General features: G+C 61.0%; 23 protein-coding genes and 1 tRNA gene. 9 read left to right on the forward strand and 15 right to left on the reverse strand.

Going from position 1 to position 26,996, the window contains the following annotated elements; all coding sequences use genetic code 11:
- Positions 1-206: 206 nt before the first annotated feature.
- Entirely contained in the window at positions 207-1,934 is a 1,728-nt protein-coding gene (locus tag AC1D3C_RS25120; RefSeq protein WP_477484808.1) for a recombinase family protein, read from the forward strand.
- Here the strand turns inward: AC1D3C_RS25120 and AC1D3C_RS25125 are convergent.
- The 8 genes from AC1D3C_RS25125 to AC1D3C_RS25160 all read right to left on the reverse strand — a co-directional run bounded on the left by AC1D3C_RS25125 (position 1,894) and on the right by AC1D3C_RS25160 (position 5,650).
- Positions 1,894-1,968: transfer RNA gene (locus tag AC1D3C_RS25125), tRNA-Met, on the reverse strand. The genes AC1D3C_RS25120 and AC1D3C_RS25125 overlap by 41 nt on opposite strands.
- A 551-nt stretch (positions 1,969-2,519) precedes the next feature.
- Positions 2,520-3,101 carry a DUF6362 family protein gene (locus AC1D3C_RS25130; protein WP_477484785.1) on the reverse strand — a complete coding sequence of 194 codons (582 nt, stop codon included), beginning with the start codon at positions 3,099-3,101 and terminating at the stop codon, positions 2,520-2,522.
- The gene (locus AC1D3C_RS25135) at positions 3,098-3,529 is read right to left on the reverse strand and encodes a hypothetical protein (RefSeq protein ID WP_477484786.1); all 432 of its coding nucleotides are present in this window, start codon (positions 3,527-3,529) and stop codon (positions 3,098-3,100) included. The genes AC1D3C_RS25130 and AC1D3C_RS25135 overlap by 4 nt, the downstream gene beginning before the upstream one ends.
- Positions 3,526-3,960: a hypothetical protein gene (locus tag AC1D3C_RS25140; protein WP_477484787.1), complete on the reverse strand. Its 435-nt coding sequence runs from the start codon at positions 3,958-3,960 to the stop codon at positions 3,526-3,528. The genes AC1D3C_RS25135 and AC1D3C_RS25140 overlap by 4 nt, the downstream gene beginning before the upstream one ends.
- Positions 3,961-4,024: 64 nt before the next feature.
- A complete protein-coding gene (locus AC1D3C_RS25145; protein WP_477484788.1) occupies positions 4,025-4,330 on the reverse strand; it encodes a hypothetical protein in 306 nt (101 codons plus the stop codon).
- On the reverse strand, positions 4,299-5,006 hold the full coding sequence (locus AC1D3C_RS25150) for a hypothetical protein (protein WP_477484789.1): 708 nt from the start codon (positions 5,004-5,006) through the stop codon (positions 4,299-4,301). Before AC1D3C_RS25150 ends, AC1D3C_RS25145 begins: the two co-directional genes overlap by 32 nt.
- A 249-nt stretch (positions 5,007-5,255) precedes the next feature.
- Entirely contained in the window at positions 5,256-5,453 is a 198-nt protein-coding gene (locus AC1D3C_RS25155; protein WP_477484790.1) for a hypothetical protein, read from the reverse strand.
- Entirely contained in the window at positions 5,450-5,650 is a 201-nt protein-coding gene (locus AC1D3C_RS25160; protein WP_477484791.1) for a DNA-binding protein, read from the reverse strand. The genes AC1D3C_RS25155 and AC1D3C_RS25160 overlap by 4 nt, the downstream gene beginning before the upstream one ends.
- Before the next feature lie 101 nt (positions 5,651-5,751).
- Here AC1D3C_RS25160 and AC1D3C_RS25165 point away from each other — a divergent pair, with 101 nt between their 5' ends.
- Positions 5,752-6,030 carry an Arc family DNA-binding protein gene (locus AC1D3C_RS25165; protein ID WP_477484792.1) on the forward strand — a complete coding sequence of 93 codons (279 nt, stop codon included), beginning with the start codon at positions 5,752-5,754 and terminating at the stop codon, positions 6,028-6,030.
- Positions 6,031-6,033: 3 nt separating this feature from the next.
- Positions 6,034-7,269: a tyrosine-type recombinase/integrase gene (locus AC1D3C_RS25170; protein ID WP_477484793.1), complete on the forward strand. Its 1,236-nt coding sequence runs from the start codon at positions 6,034-6,036 to the stop codon at positions 7,267-7,269.
- 111 nt (positions 7,270-7,380) lie between these two features.
- On the opposite strand, the gene AC1D3C_RS25175 is transcribed toward AC1D3C_RS25170, so the two are convergent.
- Positions 7,381-7,920, reverse strand: a complete 540-nt coding sequence (locus AC1D3C_RS25175; protein WP_477484794.1) for a DUF2937 family protein — start codon at positions 7,918-7,920, stop codon at positions 7,381-7,383.
- Positions 7,921-7,974: 54 nt separating this feature from the next.
- Positions 7,975-9,195 carry an FAD-dependent oxidoreductase gene (locus AC1D3C_RS25180; protein ID WP_477484795.1) on the reverse strand — a complete coding sequence of 407 codons (1,221 nt, stop codon included), beginning with the start codon at positions 9,193-9,195 and terminating at the stop codon, positions 7,975-7,977.
- Positions 9,196-9,325: 130 nt separating this feature from the next.
- On the opposite strand from AC1D3C_RS25180, the gene dxr reads away from it, so the two are divergent.
- The gene (gene dxr, locus AC1D3C_RS25185) at positions 9,326-10,513 is read left to right on the forward strand and encodes a 1-deoxy-D-xylulose-5-phosphate reductoisomerase (RefSeq protein WP_477484796.1); all 1,188 of its coding nucleotides are present in this window, start codon (positions 9,326-9,328) and stop codon (positions 10,511-10,513) included.
- A 36-nt stretch (positions 10,514-10,549) separates the two neighbouring features.
- Here dxr and hemA read toward each other — a convergent pair whose 3' ends face one another.
- The 4 genes from hemA to AC1D3C_RS25205 all read right to left on the reverse strand — a co-directional run bounded on the left by hemA (position 10,550) and on the right by AC1D3C_RS25205 (position 15,759).
- Positions 10,550-11,764 carry a 5-aminolevulinate synthase gene (gene hemA, locus AC1D3C_RS25190; RefSeq protein ID WP_477484797.1) on the reverse strand — a complete coding sequence of 405 codons (1,215 nt, stop codon included), beginning with the start codon at positions 11,762-11,764 and terminating at the stop codon, positions 10,550-10,552.
- Positions 11,765-11,989: 225 nt separating this feature from the next.
- Complete coding sequence (locus tag AC1D3C_RS25195) at positions 11,990-12,787, reverse strand: FAD binding domain-containing protein (protein WP_477484798.1); 798 nt, start codon at positions 12,785-12,787, stop codon at positions 11,990-11,992.
- An 11-nt stretch (positions 12,788-12,798) separates the two neighbouring features.
- On the reverse strand, positions 12,799-15,144 hold the full coding sequence (locus AC1D3C_RS25200; RefSeq protein WP_477484799.1) for a xanthine dehydrogenase family protein molybdopterin-binding subunit: 2,346 nt from the start codon (positions 15,142-15,144) through the stop codon (positions 12,799-12,801).
- A 126-nt stretch (positions 15,145-15,270) separates the two neighbouring features.
- On the reverse strand, positions 15,271-15,759 hold the full coding sequence (locus AC1D3C_RS25205; RefSeq protein ID WP_037081659.1) for a (2Fe-2S)-binding protein: 489 nt from the start codon (positions 15,757-15,759) through the stop codon (positions 15,271-15,273).
- 312 nt (positions 15,760-16,071) lie between these two features.
- Between AC1D3C_RS25205 and AC1D3C_RS25210 the strand changes: the two genes are divergently transcribed.
- From AC1D3C_RS25210 to AC1D3C_RS25230, 5 genes are all read left to right on the forward strand, one after another.
- Positions 16,072-16,335 (forward strand): glycine zipper domain-containing protein, encoded by a 264-nt coding sequence (locus AC1D3C_RS25210; RefSeq protein ID WP_038546432.1) that lies wholly within the window; start codon positions 16,072-16,074, stop codon positions 16,333-16,335.
- A gap of 178 nt (positions 16,336-16,513) precedes the next feature.
- A complete protein-coding gene (locus AC1D3C_RS25215; protein WP_477484800.1) occupies positions 16,514-18,439 on the forward strand; it encodes an autotransporter assembly complex protein TamA in 1,926 nt (641 codons plus the stop codon).
- A gap of 27 nt (positions 18,440-18,466) precedes the next feature.
- Positions 18,467-22,960 carry a translocation/assembly module TamB domain-containing protein gene (locus tag AC1D3C_RS25220; RefSeq protein WP_477484801.1) on the forward strand — a complete coding sequence of 1,498 codons (4,494 nt, stop codon included), beginning with the start codon at positions 18,467-18,469 and terminating at the stop codon, positions 22,958-22,960.
- Positions 22,961-23,366: 406 nt separating this feature from the next.
- Entirely contained in the window at positions 23,367-25,154 is a 1,788-nt protein-coding gene (locus tag AC1D3C_RS25225) for a methyl-accepting chemotaxis protein (protein ID WP_247037628.1), read from the forward strand.
- Complete coding sequence (locus tag AC1D3C_RS25230) at positions 25,154-25,633, forward strand: chemotaxis protein CheW (RefSeq protein ID WP_038546443.1); 480 nt, start codon at positions 25,154-25,156, stop codon at positions 25,631-25,633. The genes AC1D3C_RS25225 and AC1D3C_RS25230 overlap by 1 nt, the downstream gene beginning before the upstream one ends.
- A 142-nt stretch (positions 25,634-25,775) precedes the next feature.
- Here AC1D3C_RS25230 and AC1D3C_RS25235 read toward each other — a convergent pair whose 3' ends face one another.
- Positions 25,776-26,825: an aldo/keto reductase gene (locus AC1D3C_RS25235; protein ID WP_477484802.1), complete on the reverse strand. Its 1,050-nt coding sequence runs from the start codon at positions 26,823-26,825 to the stop codon at positions 25,776-25,778.
- Between the last annotated feature and the right edge of the window lie 171 nt (positions 26,826-26,996).

Consider the following 26,996-nt stretch of genomic DNA (forward strand, 5'->3'; position numbering starts at 1 on the left):
TGGCAAAGCGGAAAGGGACAGCGGCAAACAGCGTGCGGGTCGTTCTCGCACCCGCCGACGACATGCCGTTTTACGATCCGTCAAAGCCCGATCCCCGCCTCCGGGAACTTGTCCGCTTGCTTGCGCGACAGGCAGCCCGTAAATTCGTCGAAGCAGAACAGGAGCGTGCCACCCCCGAACGCCTCCTCAAATAGGGAGGCCAATTCATGAAGGTTGCGCTCTACGCCCGCTATTCATCCGACAATCAGCGCGATGCCTCCATTGAAGACCAGCTTCGCATTTGCCGGAGCCGCGCCGAGCGTGAAGGCTGGACAATCGTCGACAGTTATACGGATCGCGCCATCTCCGGCGCCTCTCTGATCCGGCCGGGTATCCAGGAACTGATCGCCGACGGACTGAAGCGGCGCTTCGACGTCATCCTGACGGAATCACTCGATCGCCTTTCGCGCGACCAGGAAGATATTGCCGGTCTCTACAAGCGTATGCGTTTTGCCGGCGTCAGCATCGTTACCCTATCCGAAGGTGAAGTCAGCGAACTGCATATAGGCCTCAAGGGCACGATGGGCGCGCTCTACCTGAAAGACCTTGCCGACAAGACGCGACGTGGCCTGCGCGGCCGGGTCGAAGAAGGCAAATCCGGCGGTGGCCTCTGCTACGGTTACGACGTCGTAAGGCAGGTCGACACATCAGGCGAAACCAACCGCGGCGAGCGCACCATCAACGAGCTGGAAGCCAATATCGTCCGGCGCATATTCACGGAATATCTGGCGGGAAAATCCTCGCGCACGATCGCCATGGTGCTGAACAGTGAAGGTGTGCCAGGGCCGCAAGGAAGCGAATGGGGGCCGTCGACAATTCATGGCAATCCAAAACGCGGGACAGGCATTCTCAACAACGAACTGTATATGGGGAAACTGGTCTGGAACCGCCTGCGATACCTGAAGGACCCAGATACGGGCAAACGCGTATCCCGTCTCAATCCGGAAACGGATTGGGTCGTTAATGACGTGCCGGATCTGCGCATCGTCGATCAGAACCTCTGGGATGCAGTAAAGACGCGGCAGGAGCAGCTGGCGCTGGAACCCGGAACCCTGCCTGGCGACAACCGTATTCTGAACGAACGCCGCCGGCCAAAACACCTGTTCACCGGGCTCGTCAAATGCGGCTGCTGCGGTGGCGGCTACTCGATGATTTCTAAGGACATGCTCGGCTGCACCAACGCCCGGACCAAAGGGACTTGCGACAACCGGCTCAATATCCGCCGCGACACGCTCGAACAATCCGTTCTGAATGGGCTCGACAAGCACCTGATGGAACCGGAACTCTACAAGGAGTTTTGCGAGGAGTTTACGCGGGAGGTCAACAAGGCCCGAATGGAGGCTCGCGTTTCCATCGACACCGCGCAAACTGAAACGAAACGGATTGACCGGGAGCTTGAGAAGATCCTCGATCTCTACCTCAAAGATGCGTTGCCGGTGGATATGGTCAAGGAACGCAGCACCAAGCTTGAGGCACGCAAGAAAGAGCTGGCCGGCTTCCTCGACGGTGCGGAAGAACCACCTCCCCTCCTCCACCCCAATCTGGCAAAATATTATCACGAGGAGATCGCCGCTCTTCACGACCAGCTTGGCAACGAAGAGACGCGGGCACTGGCGGCCGACAAGCTTCGCACGCTGGTCAGCCGCATCGATCTCGTGCCTGATGGTGAGCAACTTGTCATCGTGCTGCGGGGCGATCTTGCGGCGATCCTCACTTTTGCATCTGGCAAGAAGAAGCCCGAATTCCTCCACGAGAAGGCAATCCTGGAAGACCTCATGGGTCGAACCAGGACGATCGAAGGACAAAAACGCCAAAAGCCCCACGAGGGGGCTTTTTTGGGATCACAGGGATCGTTGGTTGCGGGGGCGGGATTTGAACCTGCCTTCAGGTTATGAGCCTGAGGAACTACCGGGCTGCTCTACTCCGACATGAAACTCTCGTGGCCGCCTGTTATGCCGTCCGTCCAGGGATCGAAACCAACCCCGGACGCTTCCAATAACGAGCGATGATTCGCATGAAAAAGCCAACGATGACCAGCATTTACCGGCAGCTTACTAAAAGACAGTTGCCAGAATTACCCCCCAAGCGCCGTCAAGCATTTTTTTATTTTTTCTGTTAACGATGGCTCTTAAAAGATCTCAGTTATGAATCCCATTGATTCGACAGCGATTCTCCATGGATGCCTCTGTGGCATTCTAATCACGCCTGCTTCGTCAACGGGTTACGCTTAATTTGGCGTAAAATTCGTCATTGATCTTGGCATTTGAGCCTGCCCATAATGCGGAAGGCCAGGACAACGACGGTGCTGACAACACCATAAACGTCGTGATCCCGGCCTTGGCGCTATACCCGCCTTGGGGAGGATTGGCTGGAACCTGTCCTCCCCTTGGGTATGCCTCGATCATCTTACAAATTTGTCAAAGGCGCAAACTGTAAGCTTGTCTTACAGGAAAAAAATCAGTTGCGCTGCGCCACGAATCTCACCGCGCCCGGGCGTGCCGGGGTTCGAGTACTCTTCGACGAGCGAGAGCAGGGTCGACTTGCGGCTTAGCATCCGGTGAGCGCCAGGCTGTGACGCAATTTCCGGATGTTACCGTTGTTGACGCGATATCTGCCTGAACTTCGGACACGGCACAATCCGGGGCAAGAAGCCGAACCTGGCCTTTTTGGTTGAGATTGTCCGCAATGGCTTGGCAGATAGCGGTTACAGCGCGGCGCAGAGTTCTTTCGTTGAAGGCATTTTCTTCCGCAAAAGCGGAGATTGTCCGGCCTCGACGGACCTTTACCCACGACCACGCATAGATCAGCTTGCGGTCCGCCTCCTGGGGCAGGGCGTTGATCCATCCGAACACCTGCTCCATTCTCGCCAGAGCGCCCGCTGACGCATTTTCTCGATAGCGGGCGGCATGGGCGCCGTAACTCTCTTCGAAGCTCCTCAGCGCCTCCGGCATCGCGTTTCCGAATACCTTCGGACCCCTGGCGGCCGGAAGCTTCCTCAGCGTGTCGGCCATCTCGATGATCCACTCCTCAACTGCCTTGGCCGTCCAGTCGCCAAACTTCATGCTGCTTCTCCCATTCTGCCCCTGACGGGCACCATCAATCTCAATGACAACATGACCAGGAGCACGTCGCTCGATGGAACGCCTGATTTCAGATCCTTGGCAGCCCGGCGCATGAGGCCGAGGTCGATCGCGTTGAACTCGTCCACTAGCGATGGCCAGCGGACAAGGTCGGGGTGCTGCGCCAGCAGCCGAGAGACTGCCTTGATTATATCGGCATACATTTCGCGGGCGTTGGCTTTGTCGCCGGTGAGTAGCATCAGGACGAGGCGGAGATGGGCCTCGCCGTGGGTTTCGCCAATTTCCCGAATCGTCGGTTTGCAGAAGCAGTCGCCCGGTCGGCGGCTGGCGGGCGAATGCTCGCTGGCATCCCTCAGCCTCACGCCGCATTCCCGGGCGATCTTGTAGATGTTGACGCTGTGCCGCTTCAAGCTTCACCTCGCGCCTTTGCGGCCAGGTACTCCGCCGGATCGATCCGCTTGACTTCCGAAGCCGCGCCGAATGTCCCGAGCTTGTGATCCCGGAAGTTGCGCTCGCCGGCCGGATCAAATTTCGCAGCAGCAACGCCACGGACCCATCCGGGCGCCTTTGCTGCGTTGACCTTCATGCGGTGATTGACGCGTTCCTGTTTCGCACTTTCCTTGCGGGGCACCTTCTTCGACTGCTTTGGCCGCTCCGGCTCTCCGCAGAGGGCTTTCTTGCCGTGGCGCGCCTTCTGCCCGTTGCTGCCCTGGTCGATCTGCTTGAGCGCGCGCCAGGCAGCAGCGTTGGTGTCGAACGGACCCTCGACTAACGTGCCACGCTGGTCTGTGATCTCGTACTGGCCCTCGTCGTTGCGGGTGACGTTGAGAATTGAGGTCATTTGCCGATCTCCTTCCAAATGAGGCCGCCCAGACGCATGGCGAGCCTGATGTCGACGAATACGGTCATGCTGCACCTTGGGACTTCAGGGGTAACACCCGGGCGGGCCGTTCTCTGGGCATGCCGGCAAGTTCATCGAGGCGAGCACGCACAGCCGCTTTGAAAGTGTCTTCTATCCTGACCGCCTGCCAGCGCTGGGCCCCGGCGCAGCGAGCCTGTTCAGCAAGACGTCCGGCATGTGTCGCGATCTCGCGGAGTTGGATCGTGCCCCTTCGGTCCTGAAGCTCAGCGGCGAGCAATCGAACACGGCTGTCGAAATCTGCGGGGAGAGAAAGAACCTCAGCCATGAGCTTTTTCTCCATCACTGCCATACTGATACGTCTCCACAAGTGGAGACGCTAAAGGCGACGCTTCAACGGATAAGTAAGGTGTATCCGGCGAAGCCGGTTCAGGTTGAGTTTTATGATTGAGGTGGAATGAACTGTTCCTATTGTTGGTGGAACACTCTGTGCGGGCTTCGACCTTCTGCCAGACCGAAGGCGGTACGCGTTTATAGGCAGCAGAACGGACGTCTCGACCACTTCCGCCTTCCTCTTTCGCCCCGAGAACCTTCTCTGCTACGTCGACCGGAAGGTTTCGGGCTAGAATGCGTTCAATGGCTCCGAGCTCGGATAGCTGGCTCAGTCCGTAAGTGACAGCTCGGATGCTCGTCCAGCCCGCACGTTTCGCGATTGTCTGCTGCGACGGCCAGCAATACGGAGAGCTGTCGTTGAAGCATCCAAACAGGACATTCGCCACGAGGACACCCTTTTGAGACATTTGCCCTCGGCCGCAGGCCTGTGTGACTGCCTCTAGCCATTGAAAGCGGCTCTTGTCCGGTGCTGGCCTGGTATTACGCAAAATGTCTGCGGCTTCTTGCGTGGATATGCAAAAGCGGTCTGCAAAGCTCCCCAGATCCCACGCGATGAATACCGACTCGTCGAAACCGGGTTGCTCACGCAGGGCCGTCAGCTCTTTGGCGGCTAGGTCATTTCGGGTGGCGCTCATCGGCGGACCTCCTTCCAAACGAGCCAATCCTGGCAGAGACGAAGGCGCGCAGCCCGGGTCGCGCCGTCGAGATGCGGATGGCATTCGGCAAGGAACTCGGGTGCCTTCCGAGGCGCGGCAAGCAGGGTTTCCAAGACGGACCTTGTCCGCAGCGCTTGACGTGAGCGGCGAATGCCAACCGATCATTGATGGGCGCCGTAGCAATGGCGGCGAGCACTAAACGAACGAGAGCGGGGCGAGGAAAGTCTCTCATACCGCGGTCCTACGCTGAACGTCGCGCTCGTTCAGCAACGTGACGATCAATTCGGCCTTGGTCGCGTCCACCATGTGGCAGACGACGCCTTCCTCGTTGCCGGCGGCAATGTGGGCCTCTGTGATGTTGCTCTCGACTACGTAGACCTGCTCTTCGTCGAAAAGCTTCACGGTGACGGTCTTGAAGCTTTTCATGCCGCATCCCCCATGAAGAAAGCGATGAGCTTGGAGCGTTCGGCAACCCAGCGACCCCCTACCTTCTTGGCGGGCAATTCCCCTTTATTAAGCATATGGAACGTCTGTCGCTCGGTCCGACCGATCAGCTTTGCGATGTCCGCTACCTCCCAAATCAGATCAAGAGCGGGGGTTTCGTTTTTTGCAATAGTTGTCATCTCATTCAGTCTCCGGTAACCATAACGACACCAATGTAGTGTCATGCGATTGATGGTGTCGAGATGGTGTCGTATTGGTGTCTAAACATTTGGAGAATGAAATGACCGATCTGACAGACGAAATCCGATTGACGCTAAGGATGCCGGCAAACCTGCGCGACCGGATAGCAAGTGAAAGCTCAAAAACCGGAAGATCTTTGAATGCGGAAATTGTCCAGCGCCTCGAGGAGAGCTTCCGTGAAGAAGAAGGGCTTTGGGCTGAGGTAAACCGCCTCACTGACGTCGTCGGCGAGCTGCAGCGGACCCTAGATCGTGTCGCGCCACGCGCAGATGAGCTTTGGAGCAGGTATCAGGGCGGTGTTGTGGGGAGTGGGGGATAGACCATGTCAGTTCGGAAGCGCGAATGGACCACGCCGAAAGGTGTCGAGAAATCCGCATGGATCGTCGACTATTCCGATGCCGCCGGGAAAAGGCATATCAAAACCTTTCGGCTTAAGAAGGAAGCTGACCAGTTTGCTGCGACCGCTTCGGTCGAGGTGCGCGAGGGGGTCCATGTAGCCGACAGCGCTAGCGCCACCGTAGAGGCCGCCGGAAAGCTGTGGATTGCTAGTTGCCGGGCGTCGAAATTGGAGCGGTCGACAATCGACCAATACGAACGTCATTTGCGCCTGCATATTGTGCCATTCAACGGGTCGCTCAAGCTTTCCTCTTTATCGATCGCCAAGGTGCGGGCCTTCGAAGACGCACTGAGGGAAGCCGACCGAACGTCGACCATGATCAAAAAGGCTCTCGTGAGCCTTGGCACACTGATAGCGGACGCGCAGGAACGCGGCCTCGTGGCGCGGAATATCGTCCGCGACCTTAAAGGCAGAAGGGGAAATGGGGAGAAACGCCAAGAGAGGCGGCAAAAGGGCCGTCTGAAGGTGGGCGTGGACATTCCGACGCGGGAAGAGGCGAAAGCGCTCGTCGGCGTACTGCAGGGCCGTCACAGGCCGCTGTTTTTAACGGCCATCTTCTGCGGCTTGCGTTCGTCGGAATTACGCGGATTGCGCTGGCAGGATGTTGATTTCGGCAAGAACGAGATACGGGTCCATCAGCGGGCCGATCGATACAACGACATCGGCAGGCCGAAGTCGATCGCTGGCGAACGATCCTTGCCGGCGCCGCCTATGGTGATGAATGCCTTGAAGCAGTGGAAACTGGTCTGCCCGAAACGGGATACCGGCAAGAAGGATGCGGCCGGTGAGAAGATCAAGGTTCTCGATCTCGTGTTCCCTACGGGTGCCGGAAATGTCGAGACGCTGAACAACTTTCTCCGCCGCGGCCTGCACCCGGCTTGGATCGCTGCCGGCGTCACGGTCGACAGAGGAGAGGTGGACAAGAAGGGGAAGCCGATCCTCGATGCGAAGTACAAAGGCCTGCATGCGCTACGCCATTTCTATGCCTCGTGGTGCATAAACCGGCGGAAAGATGGTGGCCTGGAATTGCCCCCCAAGGTCGTACAAGAGCGCCTCGGCCACAGCACAATTGCCATGACCATGGACGTCTACGGGCACCTATTCCCGAGGGGCGACGACGCCGAAGAAATGGCAGAGGCCGAGCGCGCATTTCTGGCGTGACGCAACATCGACGCGACATGCTGCGCTGAAACCCCTACGCCATAGGGACCTGTAGCGGTTTCCTAATCCTAAGGCCGATGGTTCGAATCCATCTGGGATCACCACCCTCGTTCAGCGCGCAATCGTCGACGTCTGGTCCGTCCGTTTCGGCCGCCTTACCGTGCGAACGACGCCGCGACGGGCGGCTCCCAGCAGCGCTGCAATCAGCCAGCCACAGAAGAGCCCACCTGCGGCCCAGGTGAGGCCTGCGAAATCCACCGGCACGCCCGGCACGAAATCGCGCCAGGCATTTGCAAACGTCGTCGAATCAGGATTTCGCATCACCACGAACGGCTTGGTGAACGGCGGCGCCAGGGCCAGCTCTTTCTGTTGCTCGGCGAGCATCTCGTAACGCGAAAAGGTCCGCCGCATCGCTTCGCCCTGATTGCGCAGGAAGGTCTGCGGCGAGGCGGAATAGATGTTGAGTGCCTCCTGGCGGTCGAGGCCGTTGTGGTTGGCCTGGGCGTCGAATTCCGAGATCATGATCTTGAGCTCGTCGAGCGCGCCGCCGATCCGCTGGCGGTATTGCTGCGCGAATTCCGGCGCCTGGGAGAAGAAGATCCCGCCCAGCAGCGCCATCGCTATCGTCAGCATTCGTCCAAGCATGAGCATGGCAAAACCTCGGTTGTTTTGCCGATCAACGACGCGGGGCTGTCAAAGGTTGCCTTATTTTACCCGCACATGCTCCATGCGGAAACCGAGCCCGATCAGGCGGCCGGCGAGATGGGCAAGCAGCGGAAAACGGGCGATCCCCCGGATGAAGGCCGGCGGGCCCCGGCGCTTCCGGTCGTCTCCCTCATCAGTGCGCCGGCTGCTGCGCATCATCAACTGCAGCTTCTGCGTTGCCCTGGTTGGAAAACTGCGCCGCTTTTCGACGGCTGCGAGATCCGCTTCAGTCAGACGCTTGTCGCGCAGCGGTGCGGCCAGAATATTGGCGGCCGCCACGGCATCCTGGATCGCCAGATTGACGCCGACGCCGCCGATCGGCGACATCGCATGCGCCGCATCGCCGATGCAGATCAACCCCGTCCGCCACCATTGCTTCAGCCGGTCGATCCGCACCGTCAGCAGGTTGGTATCCTCGAAACTGCGGACCTCCTGCATCCGTTCGGCCGGCAGCGGTGAAACGTCGATCACCAATTGCCGAAAAACCTCGATGCCCTTCTCGCGGATATCGGCGAACGTGGTGCGGCGGATGACATAACCGCATTGCCAATAGTCGCCGCGGTCGATCAGCACGAAACCCTGGCGCGGACCGGCATGACCCATCACCTCGTGGGGATCGCCCGGTTGTTTCGACAGCTTCATCCAGACGACTTCGCTCGGCATGCCGAAACTCTCGACATCGAGCCCGGCCCTTTCCCGCACGACCGAATTGCGGCCATCGGCACCGACGACGAGCGCCGAGCGGATGGTGAGCTCTCCTTCCGGCGTCTCCAGAACGAGGCCCGAAATTGCGCCTCGGTCCTCCAGCACGTCCACCACCTTCGCCCGCATGATCAGCCGGAAGTTCGGATAGCCCTGTGCCTTCTCGGCTAGAAAGCTCAAAAAATCCCATTGCGGCATGAAGGCGATGAAGCGGTTCCTGACCGGTAGTCGCGAAAAATCCGCGATGATGATCGTCTTCCCACCCATTTCGGCGGAGAGTTTTGGCGCTCGCGTATGCGGCAGCCGCAAAAATTCGTCGATCAGGCCGAGTTCGTGCATCACTTCCAGCGTCGAGGGATGGATCGTGTCGCCGCGGAAATCGCGCAGGAAATCCGCGTGCTTTTCGACGACCGTCACATCGACTCCGGCCCGCGCCAGCAGGAGGCCGAGCATCAGACCCGCCGGGCCGGCGCCGGCGATCACGCAGGTCGTCTGGATTTCATGGTGTTCGCTCATCATGCCACTTCGCGCCAAGAGCACCCGTTGTGCAAGCTGCACTTGGTCGCAGCCGGGCCGAATTCAAGCCCGCTCTTGTGAGCCGTGGCTTTCGCTTGTAGACCAACGGCAGCTTTAGGAAATGGAAGACAGCATGGCCGAAACCGGCAAGCGCCGCATCAGCATCCTCGGTTCCACCGGCTCGATCGGCGTCAATACGTTGGATGTGGTGAACCAGCTCGGCGGCCGCGAAGCCTTCGAGGTCGTGGCAATCACCGGCAACAGCAATATTGCGCTTTTGGCCGAACAGGCCAAGGCTTGTGGCGCGAAACTCGCGGTTACCGCCGACGACCGCCAGTATGCGGCGCTGAAGGACGCGCTTGCCGGCACCGGCATAGAGGTCGCCGCCGGCCGTGGGGCGCTGATCGAAGCGGGTGCGCGCCCGTCCGACTGGGTCATGGCGGCGATCGTTGGCACCGCCGGCCTTGCCCCGACGCTGGCCGCCGCGGAGCGCGGCGCCGATATCGCGCTCGCCAACAAGGAATGCCTCGTTTCGGCCGGCGAACTGTTCGTCAAGGCCGTCACGGAGGGCGGCGGACGGCTGATCCCGGTCGACAGCGAACACAGCGCCATCTTCCAGTCGCTCGAAGACGACCAGCACCACGCGGTCGAGCGCATCGTGCTGACAGCCTCCGGCGGGCCTTTCCGCACCTGGGCCCGCGAGCAGATGGCGGGCGTTACCGCGGATATCGCCCGCGCCCACCCCAACTGGTCGATGGGCCTGAAAATCTCGATCGGCAGCGCCTCGATGTTCAACAAGGCGCTGGAGATGATCGAGGCGAAACATCTCTTCGATCTGCGCCCCGACCAGATCGAGGTGATCGTCCATCCGCAATCGGTCATCCATTCCATGGTCGGTTATGCCGACGGGTCGGTGCTGGCCCAACTCGGGTGTCCGGACATGCGCACCGCGATCGGTTATGCGCTCACCTATCCGAACCGTTCGAAGCTCGATGTCGAACGGCTGGATTTTGCAAAGCTCGCAAGGCTGGATTTCGAGGCCCCTGACGAGGTTCGTTTTCCGGCGCTAAGGCTGGCGCGCACCGCCCTCGAACGCGGTGGCGTACAGGGTGCGGTCATGAACGCCGCCGAAGAGATCGCCTTCCACGCCTTCTGCGCCGGCCGCATCGGTTTTCTCAACATGGCCGATATTGCCGAACAGGTGATGGATGAAATGGTGGACTATCCGCCCGCAACGACGATGGATGGGGTATTTGCGGCCGATGCCGAGGCGCGGCGCCGCGCCGGAAAGATCGTCGCGCAAAAAGAAATGGCCGCGTGAGCGCGGCCATGCGTTATTCGGATCTTTGTTGATCGTTCAAGCCACGTGCCGCGCCAGCGCGCAACGCGACCAAAGCTGGTGCAGCGAGCCGACCAGGTGCTCGATATCCGCATCGCTATGCAGCGGAGTCGGGGTGATGCGCAGGCGTTCGGTCTTGCGCGGCACGGTCGGATAGTTGATCGGCTGCACATAGACGCCGCAGGTATCGAGCAGGATATCGGAGATCCACTTGCACTTGGCCGCATCGCCGACCATAACCGGCACGATATGGCTCGGGTTGTGCATATGCGGAATGCCCTTCTGATCCAGCATCGTGCGCAGCTTGCGGACGCGGTCCTGATGGCGGACCCGCTCGAAAGGGCTTGCCTTCAGGTGCCGGATCGAGGCAATCGCCCCGGCTGCCAGAGCCGGCGGCAGGGCGGTCGTGAAGATGAAGCCCGAGGCGAAAGAACGGATGAAGTCGCAGAGCGCAGTCGATGCGGCGATATAACCGCCCATCACCCCGAAGGACTTGCCGAGCGTGCCTTCGATGATCGTCAGGCGGTCCATCAGGCCTTCGCGTTCGGCAATGCCGCCGCCGCGCGGGCCATACATGCCGACCGCATGCACTTCGTCGAGATAGGTCATCGCGCCGTATTTATCGGCAAGATCGCAGATTTCCTTGATCGGCGAAATGTCGCCGTCCATCGAATAGATGCTTTCGAAGGCGATCAGCTTCGGCGCGTTCGGATCGGCTGCCGCCAGCTTTGCCTCGAGGTCGTTGAGGTCGTTGTGCTTCCAGATCACCCGTTCGCACTTGGCATAACGAATGCCTTCGATCATCGACGCGTGGTTCAGCGCGTCGGAGAAGATGATCAGGCCGGGGATTTTCTGGCCGAGCGTGCCGAGCGTCGCCCAGTTCGACATATAGCCGGAATTGAAGATCAGCGCCGCTTCCTTGCCGTGCAGGTCCGCCAGTTCCTGTTCAAGAACCACGTGATAGTGCGTCGTGCCAGAAATATTCCGGGTGCCTCCCGCACCCGCGCCACAGTGATCGATGGCTTCTTTCATCGCCTCGATCACGGCGGGATGCTGGCCCATGCCGAGATAGTCGTTCGAACACCAGACAGTCACTTCCTTCGGACCATCGGGAGTATGGCGCGTGGCGCGGGGAAAATTGCCGCGATGCCTCTCCAAATCGGCGAACACACGATAACGGCCTTCCCCGTGAAGTCCGTCCAGTTCGCTCTTGAAAAATGCCTCGAAGTCCATGCTCACACTCCAGAACCTACCTCGGTTTTGGTTTCAGCCACGCTTTTCGTCAACCCCGGACCGCGTGAATAGAACCAACCTGCGGCAAAAGGCCCGCTTTTTTTGAATTATTCCAATAAAAAGGTAAGCGATTTCGAAAATGTGAGAATTGATCCACGTCAAGCAGCAAAAAGAAGAGCGGCCTCACCGCTCTTCCAGGCTTTTCACCTGTGTTCTCGATTCGCCTCAACCGGCAGACGCCACCGCCCTTTTCGCCATGACCTTCACCAGGTTGGCGCGGTATTCCGCGTTCGCGTGCATGTCCGCCATCAGGTTGGAAGCGTCGACCGCGACATTGCTCAGCGCATCTGCCGACCAGTTCGAACCAAGCGCCTGTTCGAAGCCGGGATGACGGAAAACGCCCGATGAGCCGGCGCCCGTCACCGCGACACGCACGCCGCCGGCGGTTTTGGCGACGAAAACGCCGGTCATCGCAAAACGCGAGGCCGGGTTGTTGAACTTGGCGTAGCCGGCCTTTTCCGGTGCATCGAAGGTGACAGAGGTCACCATCTCGCCCTCCTCCAGTGCGGTCTCGAAAAGACCGGTGAAGAAATCGTCGGCCGGGATCGAACGCCGGTCGGTGACGATGGTCGCGCCGAGCCCGAGCAGGCCGGCGGGATAGTCCGCCGCCGGGTCGTTGTTGGCGATCGAACCGCCGATCGTGCCCATGTGGCGCACATGCGGGTCGCCGATATGGCCCGCAAGCTTGCAGATCGCCGGACAGATGGCGGCAAGCTCCCGCGAAGCCGCCACATCCGCATGCGGCGTGGCAGCGCCGATCGTCACCTTGCGGCCGCCGATCGAAATCCCGCGCAGCGTCGGGATATGGCGAAGGTCGATCAGGTCGCTCGGCGCGGCGAGCCGCTGTTTCATGGTCGCGATCAAGGTCATGCCGCCGGAAAGGTATTTGCCCTCCTCGTTGGCGGACTTGAGCTTAACGGCATCTTCCACCGAGGATGCACGATGATAGCTGGTAGCGTACATGTCTGTTCTCCTCAGTGAGCCGGATGCAGTGCCTGCCAGACCTTCATCGGGGTCGCTGGCATGGTGAGCTTGTTATGGCCGATCGCATCGGTGATGGCGTTGATTAGCGCCGGTGGCGAACCGATCGCGCCCGCCTCGCCGCAGCCCTTGATGCCGAGCGGATTGCCCGGGCAAGGCGTGTTCTGGTGCGACAGCTTGAACGACGGCAGGTCGTCGGCGCGCGGCATGGCGTAGTCCATGTAGCTTGCCGTCAGCAGCTGCCCGTTCGCATCATACTGAACGTTTTCGAGCATCGCCTGGCCGATGCCCTGGGCAATGCCGCCATGCACCTGACCCTCGACGATCATCGGGTTGATGATGTTGCCGAAATCGTCCGCCGCGACGAACTGGACGATATCCGTCTCGCCGGTATCCGGATCGATCTCCACCTCGGCAATGTAGCAGCCGGCCGGGAAGGTGAAGTTGGAAGGGTCGTAGAAGGCAGTTTCCTTCAAGCCCGGCTCCATGCCCGAAGGCAGGTTATGGGCCGTATAGGAGGCGAGCGCCACCTGGAACCACGGCACCGATTTGTCGGTGCCCGCCACCTTCAATTCGCCGTTCTCGATGACGATATCCTCCTCGGAGGCTTCCATCAGGTGCGCGGCGATCTTCTTCGCCTTGGCCTCGACCTTGTCGAGCGCCTTGACGACCGCCGACATGCCGACCGCGCCGGAGCGCGAGCCATAGGTGCCCATGCCCATCTGCACCTTGTCGGTGTCGCCGTGGACGATGTTGATGCTTTCGATCGGCACGCCGAGGCGGCCGGCGACCAGCTGCGCGAAGGTCGTTTCATGGCCCTGGCCATGGCTATGCGAGCCGGTCAGCACCTCGATCGTACCGACGGCGTTGACCCGCACTTCCGCCGATTCCCACAAGCCGACGCCGGCGCCGAGCGACCCGACCGCCGCCGACGGCGCGATGCCGCAGGCCTCGATATAGCAGCTCATGCCGATGCCGCGTTTCTTGCCTCTGGCTTCGGACTGCGACCGCCGGGCGGCAAAACCCGTCCAGTCGGCGGCCTGCATCGCCGCATTCAGCGAAGCTTCGTAGTCGCCCGCATCATAGTTCATGATGACGGGCGTCTGGTAGGGGAAGGTGCGGATGAAGTTCGTCCGGCGCAGTTCCGCCGGCGAGACACCGAGTTCACGAGCTGCGGTCTCCATGGTCCGTTCCAAGAGGTAGGTCGCTTCCGGACGGCCGGCACCGCGATAGGCATCGACCGGCACCGTATTGGTATAGACGGTGCGAACATTGGCATGGATTGCCGGGATCGCATATTGGCCGGACAGCAGCGTCGCATAGAGATAGGTCGGCACGGCCGAGGAGAACAGCGACATATAGGCGCCGAGATTGGCGATCGTATCGACCTTCAGCGCCGTGATGCGGTTGTTGGCATCGAAGGCCATCTTCACCTTCGAGACGTGGTCGCGGCCATGCGCGTCGGTGAGGAACGCCTCGGTGCGGTCCGAGGTCCATTTCACCGGCACGCCGGTTTTCTTCGACGCCCAGAGACAAATGATCTCTTCCGGGTAGATATAGATCTTCGAACCGAAACCGCCGCCGACGTCCGGCGCGATGACGCGCAGCTTGTTTTCCGGCGCGACATTATAGAAGGCGCTCATCACCAGTCGCGCCACATGCGGGTTCTGGCTGGTCGTGTAGCAGGTATAGTGATCTTCGGCGGTATCGTAGATGCCGAGYGTGGCGCGCGGCTCCATCGGGTTCGGCGACAGGCGGTTGTTGAGGATCTCGATTTCGGTGACATGCGCAGCCGCCGCAATCGCCTTGTCCACGGCGTCAGGTTCGCCGATCTGCCAATCGAAGATCAGGTTGCCGGGCGCTTCCGGATGGATTTGCGGCGCGCCGGAGGCGAGTGCTGCAACGGCCTCGGTCACCACCGGGAGCTGTTCGTAATCGATGACCACGGCTTCCGCAGCATCGCGGGCCTCGCCGGAGGTATCGGCGACGATGATGGCGATCGCGTCGCCCACATAACGCACGGTATCGACCGCGAGCGGATGCCAGGCGCCCATCTTCATCGGCGACCCGTCCTTGGAATGGATCATCCAGCCGCAGATGAGATTGCCGATGCCGTCCGCCTGAAGCTGCTTGCCGTCGAGCACGTCGATGACGCCCGGCATGGCCTTCGCCGCGGTCGCATCGATGTGTCTGATCTTCGCATGTGCATAAGGACTGCGGACAAAATAGGCATATTTCATGCCGGGGACGGTCATGTCGTCCGTGTAACGGCCCTTGCCGGTCAGAAAACGCTTGTCCTCTTTCCGAGTAACGCGTGCACCGATTCCTTCAACACCCATGTTCATCTCCTCCCGAGATGGTAATTAGTGATGGAAAGTGAGTAGGAGTTAGTCGGTAGTGAGTAGTTCAGGAGCTGAAATGCGGCCACTCGGACCACCAATCACTAGCGACTACTCACTACCCACTCACTCAGCGGCCTGCCGCCCCGTTGCCATTTCGGCATCGGCGGCAAGGATCGCCTTGACGATGTTGTGGTAGCCGGTGCAACGACAGATATTGCCTTCGAGCCCGGCACGGACTGTCTCTTCGGTCAGCGTCCCGCCTTCGCGGTTGATCAGGTCGACTGCCGTCATCACCATGCCGGGCGTGCAGAAGCCGCATTGCAGGCCATGATGCTCCTTGAAGGCCGCTTGAACCGGATGCAATTCGCCCTGGCCGGCGAGACCCTCGATCGTCGTGATCGTCGAGCCGGATGCCTGCACCGCCAGGATCGAACAGCTCTTCACCGAATGGCCGTCCATATGAACGACGCAGGCGCCGCACTGGGTCGTATCGCAGCCCACATGCGTGCCCGTCAGACCAAGTTTTTCGCGGATGAAATGCACGAGCAGGGTGCGGTCCTCGCACTCGCCGCTCATCGCGCGGCCGTTCACGGTCAGCGTCACTTTCGTCATATGATCCTCCTCATGTCCCTCCCGGACATGCCCGACATCATTTGCTTTTTTACTTAGGGGATCAACCGCTACTTTCTACGGAAACGGCAATAATTTGACCGGCCACCGGTCAAGCCATCGTCCTCCGATCTTCTCGGATTTCGAGTAACTATCGACAATTCAAACAAAATCGGCGCTTAAAAATATTGAGGTCATATGGACTCTTGTGCGCCGCGACCTATTGTTCCCATTGATGGCTGTTGAATTGACCCGCGGAAACGTTCGGAGTCTGCGAGACGGCCGGGCAAAACAAAGAACAAACAGGAGGATCTCATGAGAAAAGCCTTGGTGCTTTTGATGGTCGGCGCTTCGCTCGCGAGCTGCACGGCAACTGAACAGGGCGCCGGCATCGGCGCAGCATCCGGCGCCGTGATCGGCGGCCTCGCCACCGGCAACGTCCGCGGCGCAGCCGTAGGTGCTGCGATCGGGGGCGTTTCCGGTGCCTTGATCGGCTCTGTCGCCGAACAGCCGGGTCAATGTTACTACCGCGACCGGTATGGCCGCCGCTATATCGACAGCTGCCCGCGCCGCTACTGATAACCGCGGGGATTGTAGAAAAAACTGTGGCCCCGGAGCACTCTCCGGGGCTTTTTCTGTCATGAAATCATTGCGAAGAGCGATCGGGGGTACCCGGCTTCGTCTTTTGCAGTTAGATAGTTCGCTTCGTCGGACGCTATGACGGCTTCCAGCCGGGGGAATCCACAGCAGTTTGCGTATGCGGAACGAAAACACTGGGCGGACAGAAAAACGGAGATTGAGGGGGGCAGGCGCAGCTGCGATGCTTGCCGCTATACTTCTTGTTTCCCCGCCGCTTTCCGGCAAGGCCTACGCCTTTAAACTCTTCGGCATCACCCTGTTCGGCGGCGATGAAGACAAGGTCGAGGTCATCGATCCCGTCCACTACGATGCGACGCTCCAAACCGGCAGCGCCGATAAGGATCTCAAGAAGCGCCTCGAATCGGCGGCTTCCCTGATCACCGACGAAAAACAGCCGGTCTCGGGCGACCTCGGGGTGATCATCAAGGCACGCGAGGACCGCGACCGATTGATCGCCGTGCTTTACGAAGAGGCCCGTTACGGCGGTACCGTCAACATCTCCGTCGCCGGCACCGATATTGACCGCCTGCCGCCCAACCCCACATTCGACCACGCGGCTCCCGTGCCGGTCACCGTCAGCATCGATCCCGGCCCGGTCTTCAAGCTCGGTTCGGTTCGCTTCGAAGGCGATGCCGCCGGCCACGATCCGGGAAAATACGATCTCGTCGCCGGCGGCAAGGCCGGTTCGCGGCTGATCCTCAAAGCCGGCGAACAGCTTCTGGTCGATCTGAAGAACGAAGGACGACCGCTCGCGAAACTGACCCGACGGCAGGTGACGGCAGACCATCGAACCGACACGATCGACGTCGTGCTCGGTGCCGTCGGCGGTCCGGTCGCGCCGTTCGGCACCGTCGCCGTCAAGGGATCGCGCACCGTCGATGCCGCCTTCATCAGCCGTTATTCGCGGCTCGACAAACACGGACAATATTCGCCCGAGCAGTTGAAGAAGGCGAACGACCGCCTGCGCGAACTCGGCGTCTTTTCGAGCGTGACGATCCACGAGGCGGAGAAGCTTGCACCGGACGGTTCGTTGCCCCTGACAATCGAGGTATCGGAAGGTAAGCACCGCTATTTCGGCTTCGGCGCCGAATATTCCTCAATCGACGGCGCCGGTCTCGAAGGATACTGGGGCCACCGCAACCTCTTCGGGGAAGCCGAGTCGCTGCGCATCGAAGGCAAGGTGTCCGGCATCGGCGCGACAACCGACGTCACCACCTTCGACTATTCCGCCGGCATCATCTTTACCAAGCCCGGCGCCTTCGTGCCGGAAGCGACCTTCGAATCACGCCTTGAAGCCAAGAGCGAGACGCCTGACGTCTACGAGGCGCAGACCATCATCTATTCGGCCGGCATCACCTATGAGCTGAACGAGACCGACAAGCTCAAGGGCGGCGGGGAAATCGCCTATATCGATGCCGACGATGCCTTCGGCAACAATCAATACCTCACCCTCAGCCTGCCGATCAGCTTCGAGCGCGACGCGCGCGACAACAAGCTCGACCCGACCAAGGGATATTACGCGACGCTGTCGGCCAAGCCGAGCTACGAGCTGATGGACGGCACGATCTTCTCGTCGTTCGAGGGCTCGATTTCGGGTTATCTCGGCCTCGGGCAGGAGGATCGGATCGTGCTGGCTGCCCGTCTGGCCGCTGGAACACTGGTCGGCGGAAGCGACCTTGAAAGAATCCCGGCGACACGCAGATTCTTCGCCGGCGGCGGCGGATCGGTGCGCGGTTACGCCTATCGGGAAATCTCGCCCTATAACAGCGCCGATGAAGCCACGGGCGGGCGTTCTTATACGCTGGGATCTTTCGAAGTGAGGGTAAAAGTGTCAGAAAATATAGGCATTGTACCTTTTGTCGACATTGGTACGGTATCGACCGGAATCGTGCCCGATTTTTCTGATATACGTGCTGGCGCAGGGATCGGCGTGAGATATGCCACGCCTTTTGGACCGCTGAGATTGGACGTTGCAATTCCGTTGCAGCGCTATGACGGCGGTAGCCAGTACGGTATCTATGCGGGCATAGGACAGGCATTCTGAAAGGCAGTGAAGGGTAGCGTTTAAGGCATGATGCTGATGGTACGCCTGTTGAAATGGATCTTGAAGGCCGCGCTTGGCGTGGTCGCGATCCTATTCGTCATGGCCCTGGGCGTTGTCCTTTTCGTCGCCCTCACCCCGGTCGGCGGACGCGTTGCCGCGGACCGGATTTCCGCCATCGTCTCCACGCCTGACCGCGGCATCTCTTTCACGCGGCCGGAAGGCCTTCTGACCGGCGATCTGCGTATCGATGCCCTCACGTTGTCCGACGACATGGGCCCCTATGCCCAGATCGGCGGCATCAAGATCGACTGGTCGCCGACATCCCTGGTGACCGGTGTTTTCCGCGCCGAGCACATTTCCGCAGACACCGTCAATTTCATCCGTGCACCGCGGCCGCCCAAAGCGCCCGCAACGACGCAGACGACGAACTCCTCCGGGTCGCCGTTGCCCGTCGGGATCCGCGTCGCGCAGATCGACCTGCCGGACATCAATCTCTCCCAGGCACTTTCGGGACGGGATTTCTCACTTTCGGTGAAGGGATCGATCGATGCGACCGGACCTGACATTTCGCTCGACCTGCAGGCAACCCGCAAGGACGAGCCGGATGCCAGGGCATCTGCCGACGTGGTCTACGCGCCGTCCGAAAATCGCCTGACGCTCAAGGCTGCCGTGTCCGAGCCCCAGGGTGGCCTGCTCGCCCGGGTTCTGCGTCTACCCGGCACCCCGGCGGTCCAGCTCGCCCTCGATGGCGAAGGACCTCTTTCCGACTGGGCCGGCAAGTTGCAGGGCAGCGTCGGCGGCACTCCCGTCATCTCGGTCGATGGCAAGCATATGCTGGTCGCAAACGGCAGGCACAGAGTGGAGGTGACCGGCGGCGGTCAGCTCTCGACGCTTCTCCCGCCCGCCTTTCGTCCGCTGTTCGGCGGCACGACCGATATCAACATCGCCGCAGTCTATGCGCCTTCCGGCCGCGTGGATATCGAACGCGGTGATCTCACCTCCGGAGCCGTGAAGATCGCTGCCAAGGGGGCCTGGGACCAGACGGGCGACAACAGCCTCACCGCCAGCCTCAACGGCGTAAAGGGCCCGGTCGACTTCGTCTGGCCGATCAACGGGCAGGAGAGCCGCTTCTCCTTCGAAAGCATCAACTTTACGCTGACCGGAGCGGCCGCCTCGGCGCGCTTCAACGCGACGGCAGCACTCAGCGCCGCGGAACTGCCGCAGGGGCGCTTCGGCCAGATCCGCCTGCAGGCGGAAAGCGAAGATCTGAACCTCATCAACCGCTCCGGCAGCATCCGCAGCCGCTTCACTGTGGCTCGCACGCATTTCACCAATGACGACCTCGACCGGGTGATCCGCGGTCCGGTGACGCTCGATGCGCCGCTAAGGCTGGCGCCGCCGGCGATCGGCCTCGATGCGGCGACCTTCGACAGCGGCAATGTCAACGGCACGCTGTCCGGCGCCTATGATATGTCGAAGCAGGCGGTCACCGGCAATTTCCGGGTTTTCGCCAATCCCGCCGTTCTGCCGCCGGGGCTGGTTTCGAAATTCGACGGCAAGCTGTCCGCCGAAGGTTATGTCAACATGGTGAGCGGCGGCCGCGTCAGCCTCGAGAACTTCGTGATGCGGTCGAACGCGATCGAGGCGCATGGCAACATGCTGCTCGAAAACCAAACCGTCACCGGCCGCCTCGCCGGCCGCGTGCCGGATCTCAAGCGCTGGCTGCCCGAGGCCGAAGGTGCCGCAGGTTTCGATATTTCCGCCAAGGGGCCGCTCGCCGCAATGGGCGTCAGGGCCGTGGTCAATTCCGCCGACGCCCGGCTGGTCGGCCGCAAGCTCCAGGACATGAGCTTCATCCTCGAAGGCACCGCCGATCCGAACGCCCCCAAGGGCAAGCTGACCGGCACCGGTTCGCTCGACGGCCAGCCTATCCGCGTCAATGCCGACGTCGCCTCCGTCCAGGGCCGCACCAGCGCGCCGGCGATCACCGCAGAGATCGGCCCCAACAAGCTCTCTGGCGCCCTGAACTTCTCCCCCGCCTTCCTGCCGGAAGGCCAGCTCACCTTCGATTTCCCGGATGTCTCCCTGCTTGCGGCACTTGCTGCCCAGCAGGCCCAGGGCGATCTCAAGGGAACGGTGATGTTCAGCAATACCGGCGGCAAGGCAGGCGCTGCGATCCGGGCATCCGGCAGTGCCCTTCGCCGCGGCACGATGGAGATCGCCCAGCCGAACATCGATCTTGCCATTCCCGACATCAAGGCGATCGCGGCCGAAGGCACCATCCGCGCCACCCGCATCGGCGCCGGATCGGTCGGCATCAACGACGTCAATCTCGGCGTCAGCCAGGGCGGCAACCGGACCAACTTCAACCTCGCCGCCCAATATGACAACGCACCCCTCACTGCGATCGGCGATATCCAGAGCGGTTCCGATATCTCGGTCGGCATCGAAAGCTTCACCGCCGCGCCCCGCAGCATCGCAGTCCGGCTTGCCGCGCCGACCCGCATCGCGGTCGCAAACGGCGGTGCGCGGCTTGCTGACCTCACCATCGCAACCGGCACCGGCAGCGTCACCGTCAACGGCACAGCCGGCTCGGCGCTGGACCTGACCGCCAATATCAAGGCCTTGCCCGCCAATCTCATCAACGCTTTTGTGCCCGCGATCAACGCTGCCGGCACGATTTCCGGCACGATCAACGCCACCGGCGCCGCATCTGCCCCTGCCATACGTTACGATTTAGAATGGAGTGATGCACAGCTTCGCCAGTCGCGCGACGCTGGCATCAGTCCGTTTCGAGTCCAAGCAAGCGGCAGCTTCGCCAACGGGACAGTCACATTAGACAGGACGCGCCTGACGGGCTCCGGCGGTCTCGACCTGTCCGCCGCGGGCAAGGTTATCCTGAAGGACGGCATTCCCGCGCTCGACATAAACGCCCGCGCCAATGCCGTGCCCGCCAGCCTGGTCAACGCCTTTGCGCCGGGCCTCGACGCCCGCGGCACTATTTCCGGCACGGTGACTACGACGGGAACCCCGCAAGCCCCGGCCGTCCGTTATGATCTGCGCTGGGCCGATGCCGGCGTCGCGCAGACCACCTCCGCCGGGGTCGCTGCCTTCAACATCACCGCCGGCGGCACGTTTCAGAACAGCACCGTCACCGTCGATACCCGCCTTTCGGGCGGTGGCGGCGTCTCGCTGTCGGGCGGCGGCTCCGTCTCGCTTGCGGGCGAAAAGCCGCTCAATCTGAAATTCAGCGGGAAACTGCCCTTCTCCATCCTTGCAGGGCAGATGGCCGCTCAAGGGTTCGTGCTGGAAGGCACCGGCAATGTCGATCTTGCGATCGGCGGCACCGCGGCAGCGCCGGCGATCACCGGCACGGCATCCTCCTCCGGCGCCCGCCTGGTAGATGTTCGCCGTAACCTCGCCCTGACGGATCTCGCCGCCAATGTCGCCTTCGATGGCAAGGGCGCCAATATTTCGAGGCTCACGGCCAAGCTCTCGGGTGGCGGCACGGTCTCGGTCCAGGGCTCGGTCGGCATCACACCCGGCTCCGGATTTCCAGCCGATCTCAGGATCACGCTTGCTCAGGCATCCTATGCCGACGGCACGCTGTTTGCTGCAACCACCGACGGCGCCCTGACGATCACCGGCCCGCTGACCTCCGGCCCCATCCTCGGTGGCAAGGTAACGCTGACCAAGGCTGCTATTACCGTACCGGCCCGCCTGCCGACTTCGCTTTCCGCCATCGATATCCGCCACCGCAACGCACCGCCCGACGTGCTGCGGCAGATGGAAAAACTGCGCCCGAAGAGTGCCGGCGGCAGTTCGAACCCGATCGCGCTCAACCTCCAGATCAGTGCGCCGAACGGCATTTTCGTTCGCGGGCGAGGCATCGACGCCGAGCTCGGCGGCGACCTGACCGTGACGGGTACGGCGGTCGCGCCGGTCGTCGCCGGCGGCTTCCAGATGCGCCGCGGCCGTATCGTCATCCTCGCCAAACGGCTGGATTTTACCGATGGCGACATCACCTTCGGCGGCGGCCTGATCCCGGTTCTCAACATGGAAGCGAACACGACCTCCGCCGCGACGACGATCACGGTAAAAGTCACCGGTGTCGCCAACGACCCGACGATCGCATTCTCCTCCTCACCCGCCCTGCCCCAGGACGAGGTTCTGGCGCGGCTGATCTTCGGCCAGTCGATGTCGCGGCTGTCACCGCTGCAGATCGCCCAGCTGGCCGACGCCGTCGCGCAACTCGCCGGCGGCGGCTCCACATCGCTGCTCGAAACGCTGCGCAACAATCTCGGTGTCGACGATCTCGATATCAACACCGATGCGACCGGCCAGACCACCGTTTCGGTCGGCCGCTACATCAACAACCGCACCTATATCCAGGTCGAACAGGGCGGCGAGGGCGGCGCCGAAGCGACGATCAACCTCGATGTCGGTCGCGGTGTGAAGCTCAAGGCCGGCGCCGGCACCGAAGGTGGCAAGGCCGGCATCTTTTATGAGCGCGAATACTAATCTCCCATATCCATTGGTTCCTGCCTGCTCGGGAGAAAACCCTGACCTCCGAGGACATCACATGGATCGGCGTACCTCCGCAAAACGAGTGCCTAGTCGCCCAGCGCCTGATATGCGGCGTAAGTTTATATTTAAAATATCGATCGAAATTACTTCGCGGAAGTCCCGAACATACATCGAAAACTGGGGCTACTGCGGCACAAATACGCATCATCCGGAATTTGACAAAACACAGAACAGATACGTATTTCCCCTGACTTGAGCCGAAAAGAATTATTGACCTTCCGTTAAGTCCTCAATGCTATTTTTAGCAGAACTCAGTGTCCCGGCGACGAGAGATTACCTCGTTAGGCGGCAGGCAAAATTGAGCGGTTCGGGACCTTACAGATGGGGGCAGGCAAGCCAGATGTCCATACTTTCACTTCCAGGTGCTGACGCGAAAGCAGTACTTGCAGCGCTCAATAAATCCCAGGCTATCATAGAGTTTGATTTGTCCGGAAAAGTCCTCACGGCCAACGAGAACTTCTGCAAGACGCTCGGCTACGCTCTTTCCGAGATCGTCGGCAAGCACCACAGCATGTTCTGCGATCCGGCCTATGTGAAGTCGCAGGCCTACAAGGATTTCTGGGCGCATCTCGGCAGCGGCAAATATGACGCGGCCGCCTACAAGCGCATCGGCAAGGGTGGTCGCGAGATCTGGATCCAGGCTTCCTACAATCCGGTGGCCTCGGGCGGCAAGCCTTACAAGGTCGTCAAATTCGCAACCGACATCACCGCCGCAAAACTCAAATCCGCCGAGGACGAAGGCAAGATCAACGCCATCTCGCGCACGCAGGCCATTATCGAGTTCACTCCCAATGGCGATGTGCTGACCGCCAACGAAAATTTCCTCGCCTGCCTCGGCTATCAACTTTCGGAAATCACCGGCAAACATCACAGCATGTTCTGCGAGCCGTCGTTCCGTGACAGCGCCGAATACCCGCAATTCTGGAAGAAGCTCGCCGGTGGCGAAGCGATTGCCGCCGAGTTCAAGCGCATCGGCAAGGGCGGCAAGGCTGCCTGGATCCAGGCGTCCTACAATCCGATCTTCGACGCCGACGGCCGGGTCTTCAAGGTGGTCAAGTTTGCGACAGATATCACCGAACGCGTCCGCGCGGTCGATGATATCGCCGATGGCCTGACGTCCCTTTCAAACGGCGACCTGACCATCCGCATCGAGAAGCCTTTCATTTCGACGCTTGAGCAGATCCGCCTCGATTTCAATGGAGCCATCACAACGCTGGCGGATGCCATGCGCACGGTCGGGGACAATGCCGAGGGGATTGCGGGCGGCTCCAGCGAGATTCGCCAGGCTTCCGACAGCCTTGCCAAGCGCACCGAGCAGCAGGCAGCGGCAGTCGAGGAGACCGCCGCGGCGCTTGAAGAAATCAGCCGTACCGTCACCGATAGCGCCAAACGCGCGGAAGAAGCAGGTACCCTTGTCTCGCATGCTAAAAAAAGCGCCGAACATTCCGGCGCCGTGGTGCGCAACGCGGTGAACGCGATGGGCCAGATCGAGACGTCGTCCCGGGAAATCTCCAATATCATCGGCGTGATCGACGAGATCGCCTTCCAGACAAACCTGCTGGCGCTGAATGCCGGTGTCGAGGCGGCGCGCGCCGGCGAAGCGGGCAAGGGCTTTGCGGTCGTTGCCCAGGAAGTCCGCGAGCTGGCTCAACGTTCCGCCAGTGCGGCCAAGGAAATCAAGACGCTGATCTCGACCTCCTCCGAACAGGTCAAGCGTGGCGTCGCGCTGGTCGGCGAAACCGGCAAGGCGCTCGACGAGATCATGTCCCAGGTGGACGAGATCAACGGCAATGTCACAGCGATCGTCGAGGCTGCCCGCGAACAGTCCACGGGCATCAAGGAGATCAGCAAGGCCGTCAACTCGATGGACCAGAACACGCAGCAGAACGCTGCCATGGTCGAGGAAACGACCGCTGCCAGCCACAGTCTGGCGCGCGAAGCCGAAACCCTGCGGGATCTCCTGGGACGGTTTAGATTTGCGCAACATTCTTCGCGTAAGATTGAAATAGCGCGACCTGATGCACGACCCGTTGCATCGCCGGCACGCAAACTCATGGCAACGGTCGCGCGGACCACAACGGGTGCCGCCGCTGCCGCTCAGGCAACGGATAGTTGGGAAGAATTCTGATGGCTACGACGATCAACTCCACAAGCTACAGCGGCGAAACGCTGGAAATCATCGCCTTCCGTCTCCATGACCAGGAATTCTGCGTCAAGACGACGACGATCCGCGAAATCCGCGGATGGGCGCCTTCGACGCCGATCCCGCACGCCCCGGCCGATGTCATCGGCGTCATGAACCTTCGCGGTTCCGTGATCCCGATCATCGACCTTGCCTACAAGCTCGGCATGAAGAGCACGGTTGCCAACGAGCGCAGCGCCATCGTCGTCGCGGAAGTCCACAACATGGTTATCGGCATGCTCGTCGATCGCGTCTCGGACATCCTGACGATCCCCTCGAGCCAGGTCCAGCCGGTTCCGGAAATCTCCGCCTCCTTCGACAAGTCCTTCTCCGAAGGCATCATCGCCAACGAGAACGGCATGATCTGCTTCCTGAACCTCGCCAAGATGTTCAAGGGCACCGAGGCCGACGATCTGGCTGCCTGATTTCTGACAGGCGAGGCAAGCGGAAGCACCTGCCACGCCTGCAGCATCACCTCAAGGCCAAGGCGGTTGGCTGGAAAGACCTCTAAGCCGTCACCTGACTTTGAAGCCCGCAGCGTCAAACCACCGCGGGCTTTTTTCATGATTATCCCTTCGGCTCGAATGGAGCCGGCCGGCGTCCGGCAGCCTGGCGCGCCAGCATCCAGCCCGGATATTCCGGAGCAAGCGCGCTCACCTCATCGAGCTTTGCCATATCCTCCGCGTCGAGCTTCAGCTTCACGGCCTTCAAATTCTCTTCGAGTTGTTCCAGCCGTTTGGCACCGATGATGACACTCGTGACGAACGGTTTCGCCAGAATATAGGCCAGCGCCACTTCCGCGACGCTCGCACCATGCTTGGCGCCGACTTCGCGCATTGCCGCGACGCAGGCCCAGGCACGATCCTTGTCAACCGGTGGAAAATCGAAGTTGGCGCGGCGGCCTTCCCCGTTACCTGGAGCGCCCGGACCGTATTTGCCGGAGAGCAGCCCGCCGGCAAGCGGCGACCAGACCATCAGGCCGAGCTTCTCCTCCTGCATCAGCGGCACGATATCCCGCTCCAGGTCGCGGCCGGCGATCGAATAATAGGCCTGCACCGTCTCGAAACGGGCATAACCCTTGCGCTCGGAAATGCCGAGCGCCTTCGCCATCCGCCAGGCAGCCCAGTTGGAGAGGCCGATGTAGCGAACGAGGCCGCGCGATACCAGATCGTCGAGCGCCCGCAGCGTCTCGTCGATCGGCGTCACCGTGTCGGTGCCATGGATCTGGTAGAGATCGATATGGTCCATCTGCAGCCGTTCGAGGCTCTGCTCCACCGAGTCCATGATATGGCCGCGGGAGGCGCCGCGATCGTTCGGCTTGTCGCCCATCTGGCCATGGAATTTCGTGGCGATGACCACGTCCTTGCGCGGCACGCCGAGGTTCTTGATCGCCTGACCGAGGATGGCCTCTGACCGGCCCTGGGAATAAACATTCGCCGTATCTATGAAGTTGACGCCGGCGGCCAGCGAGCGCTCGACGATCTTGTCGGCGGCGTCCTGATCGAGACCGGCGACGGCACTCCAGACGGCGCCCGTCTGGTTCTCGCCGAAGGTCATCGTGCCGAGGCAGAGTTCGGAGACGAAAAGACCTGTATTGCCCAATTGATTGTAGCGCATGGAGAACTCCCGTGTGCACTGAAGATATGAAGAGATAAAGCAGTCGCTGGAAGCCGGATCGGGCACGCGGGCGCGTGCGTTTCGCAAAGAATGCGAACTCGGGTTCCGGAAGGCAATCTAGCCCGGATTCGGCCGAGGTCAAGCGGAGCTGCCTCCGTTTTTATCCTCACA

Source organism: Neorhizobium sp. P1_A6 (assembly GCF_056406795.1).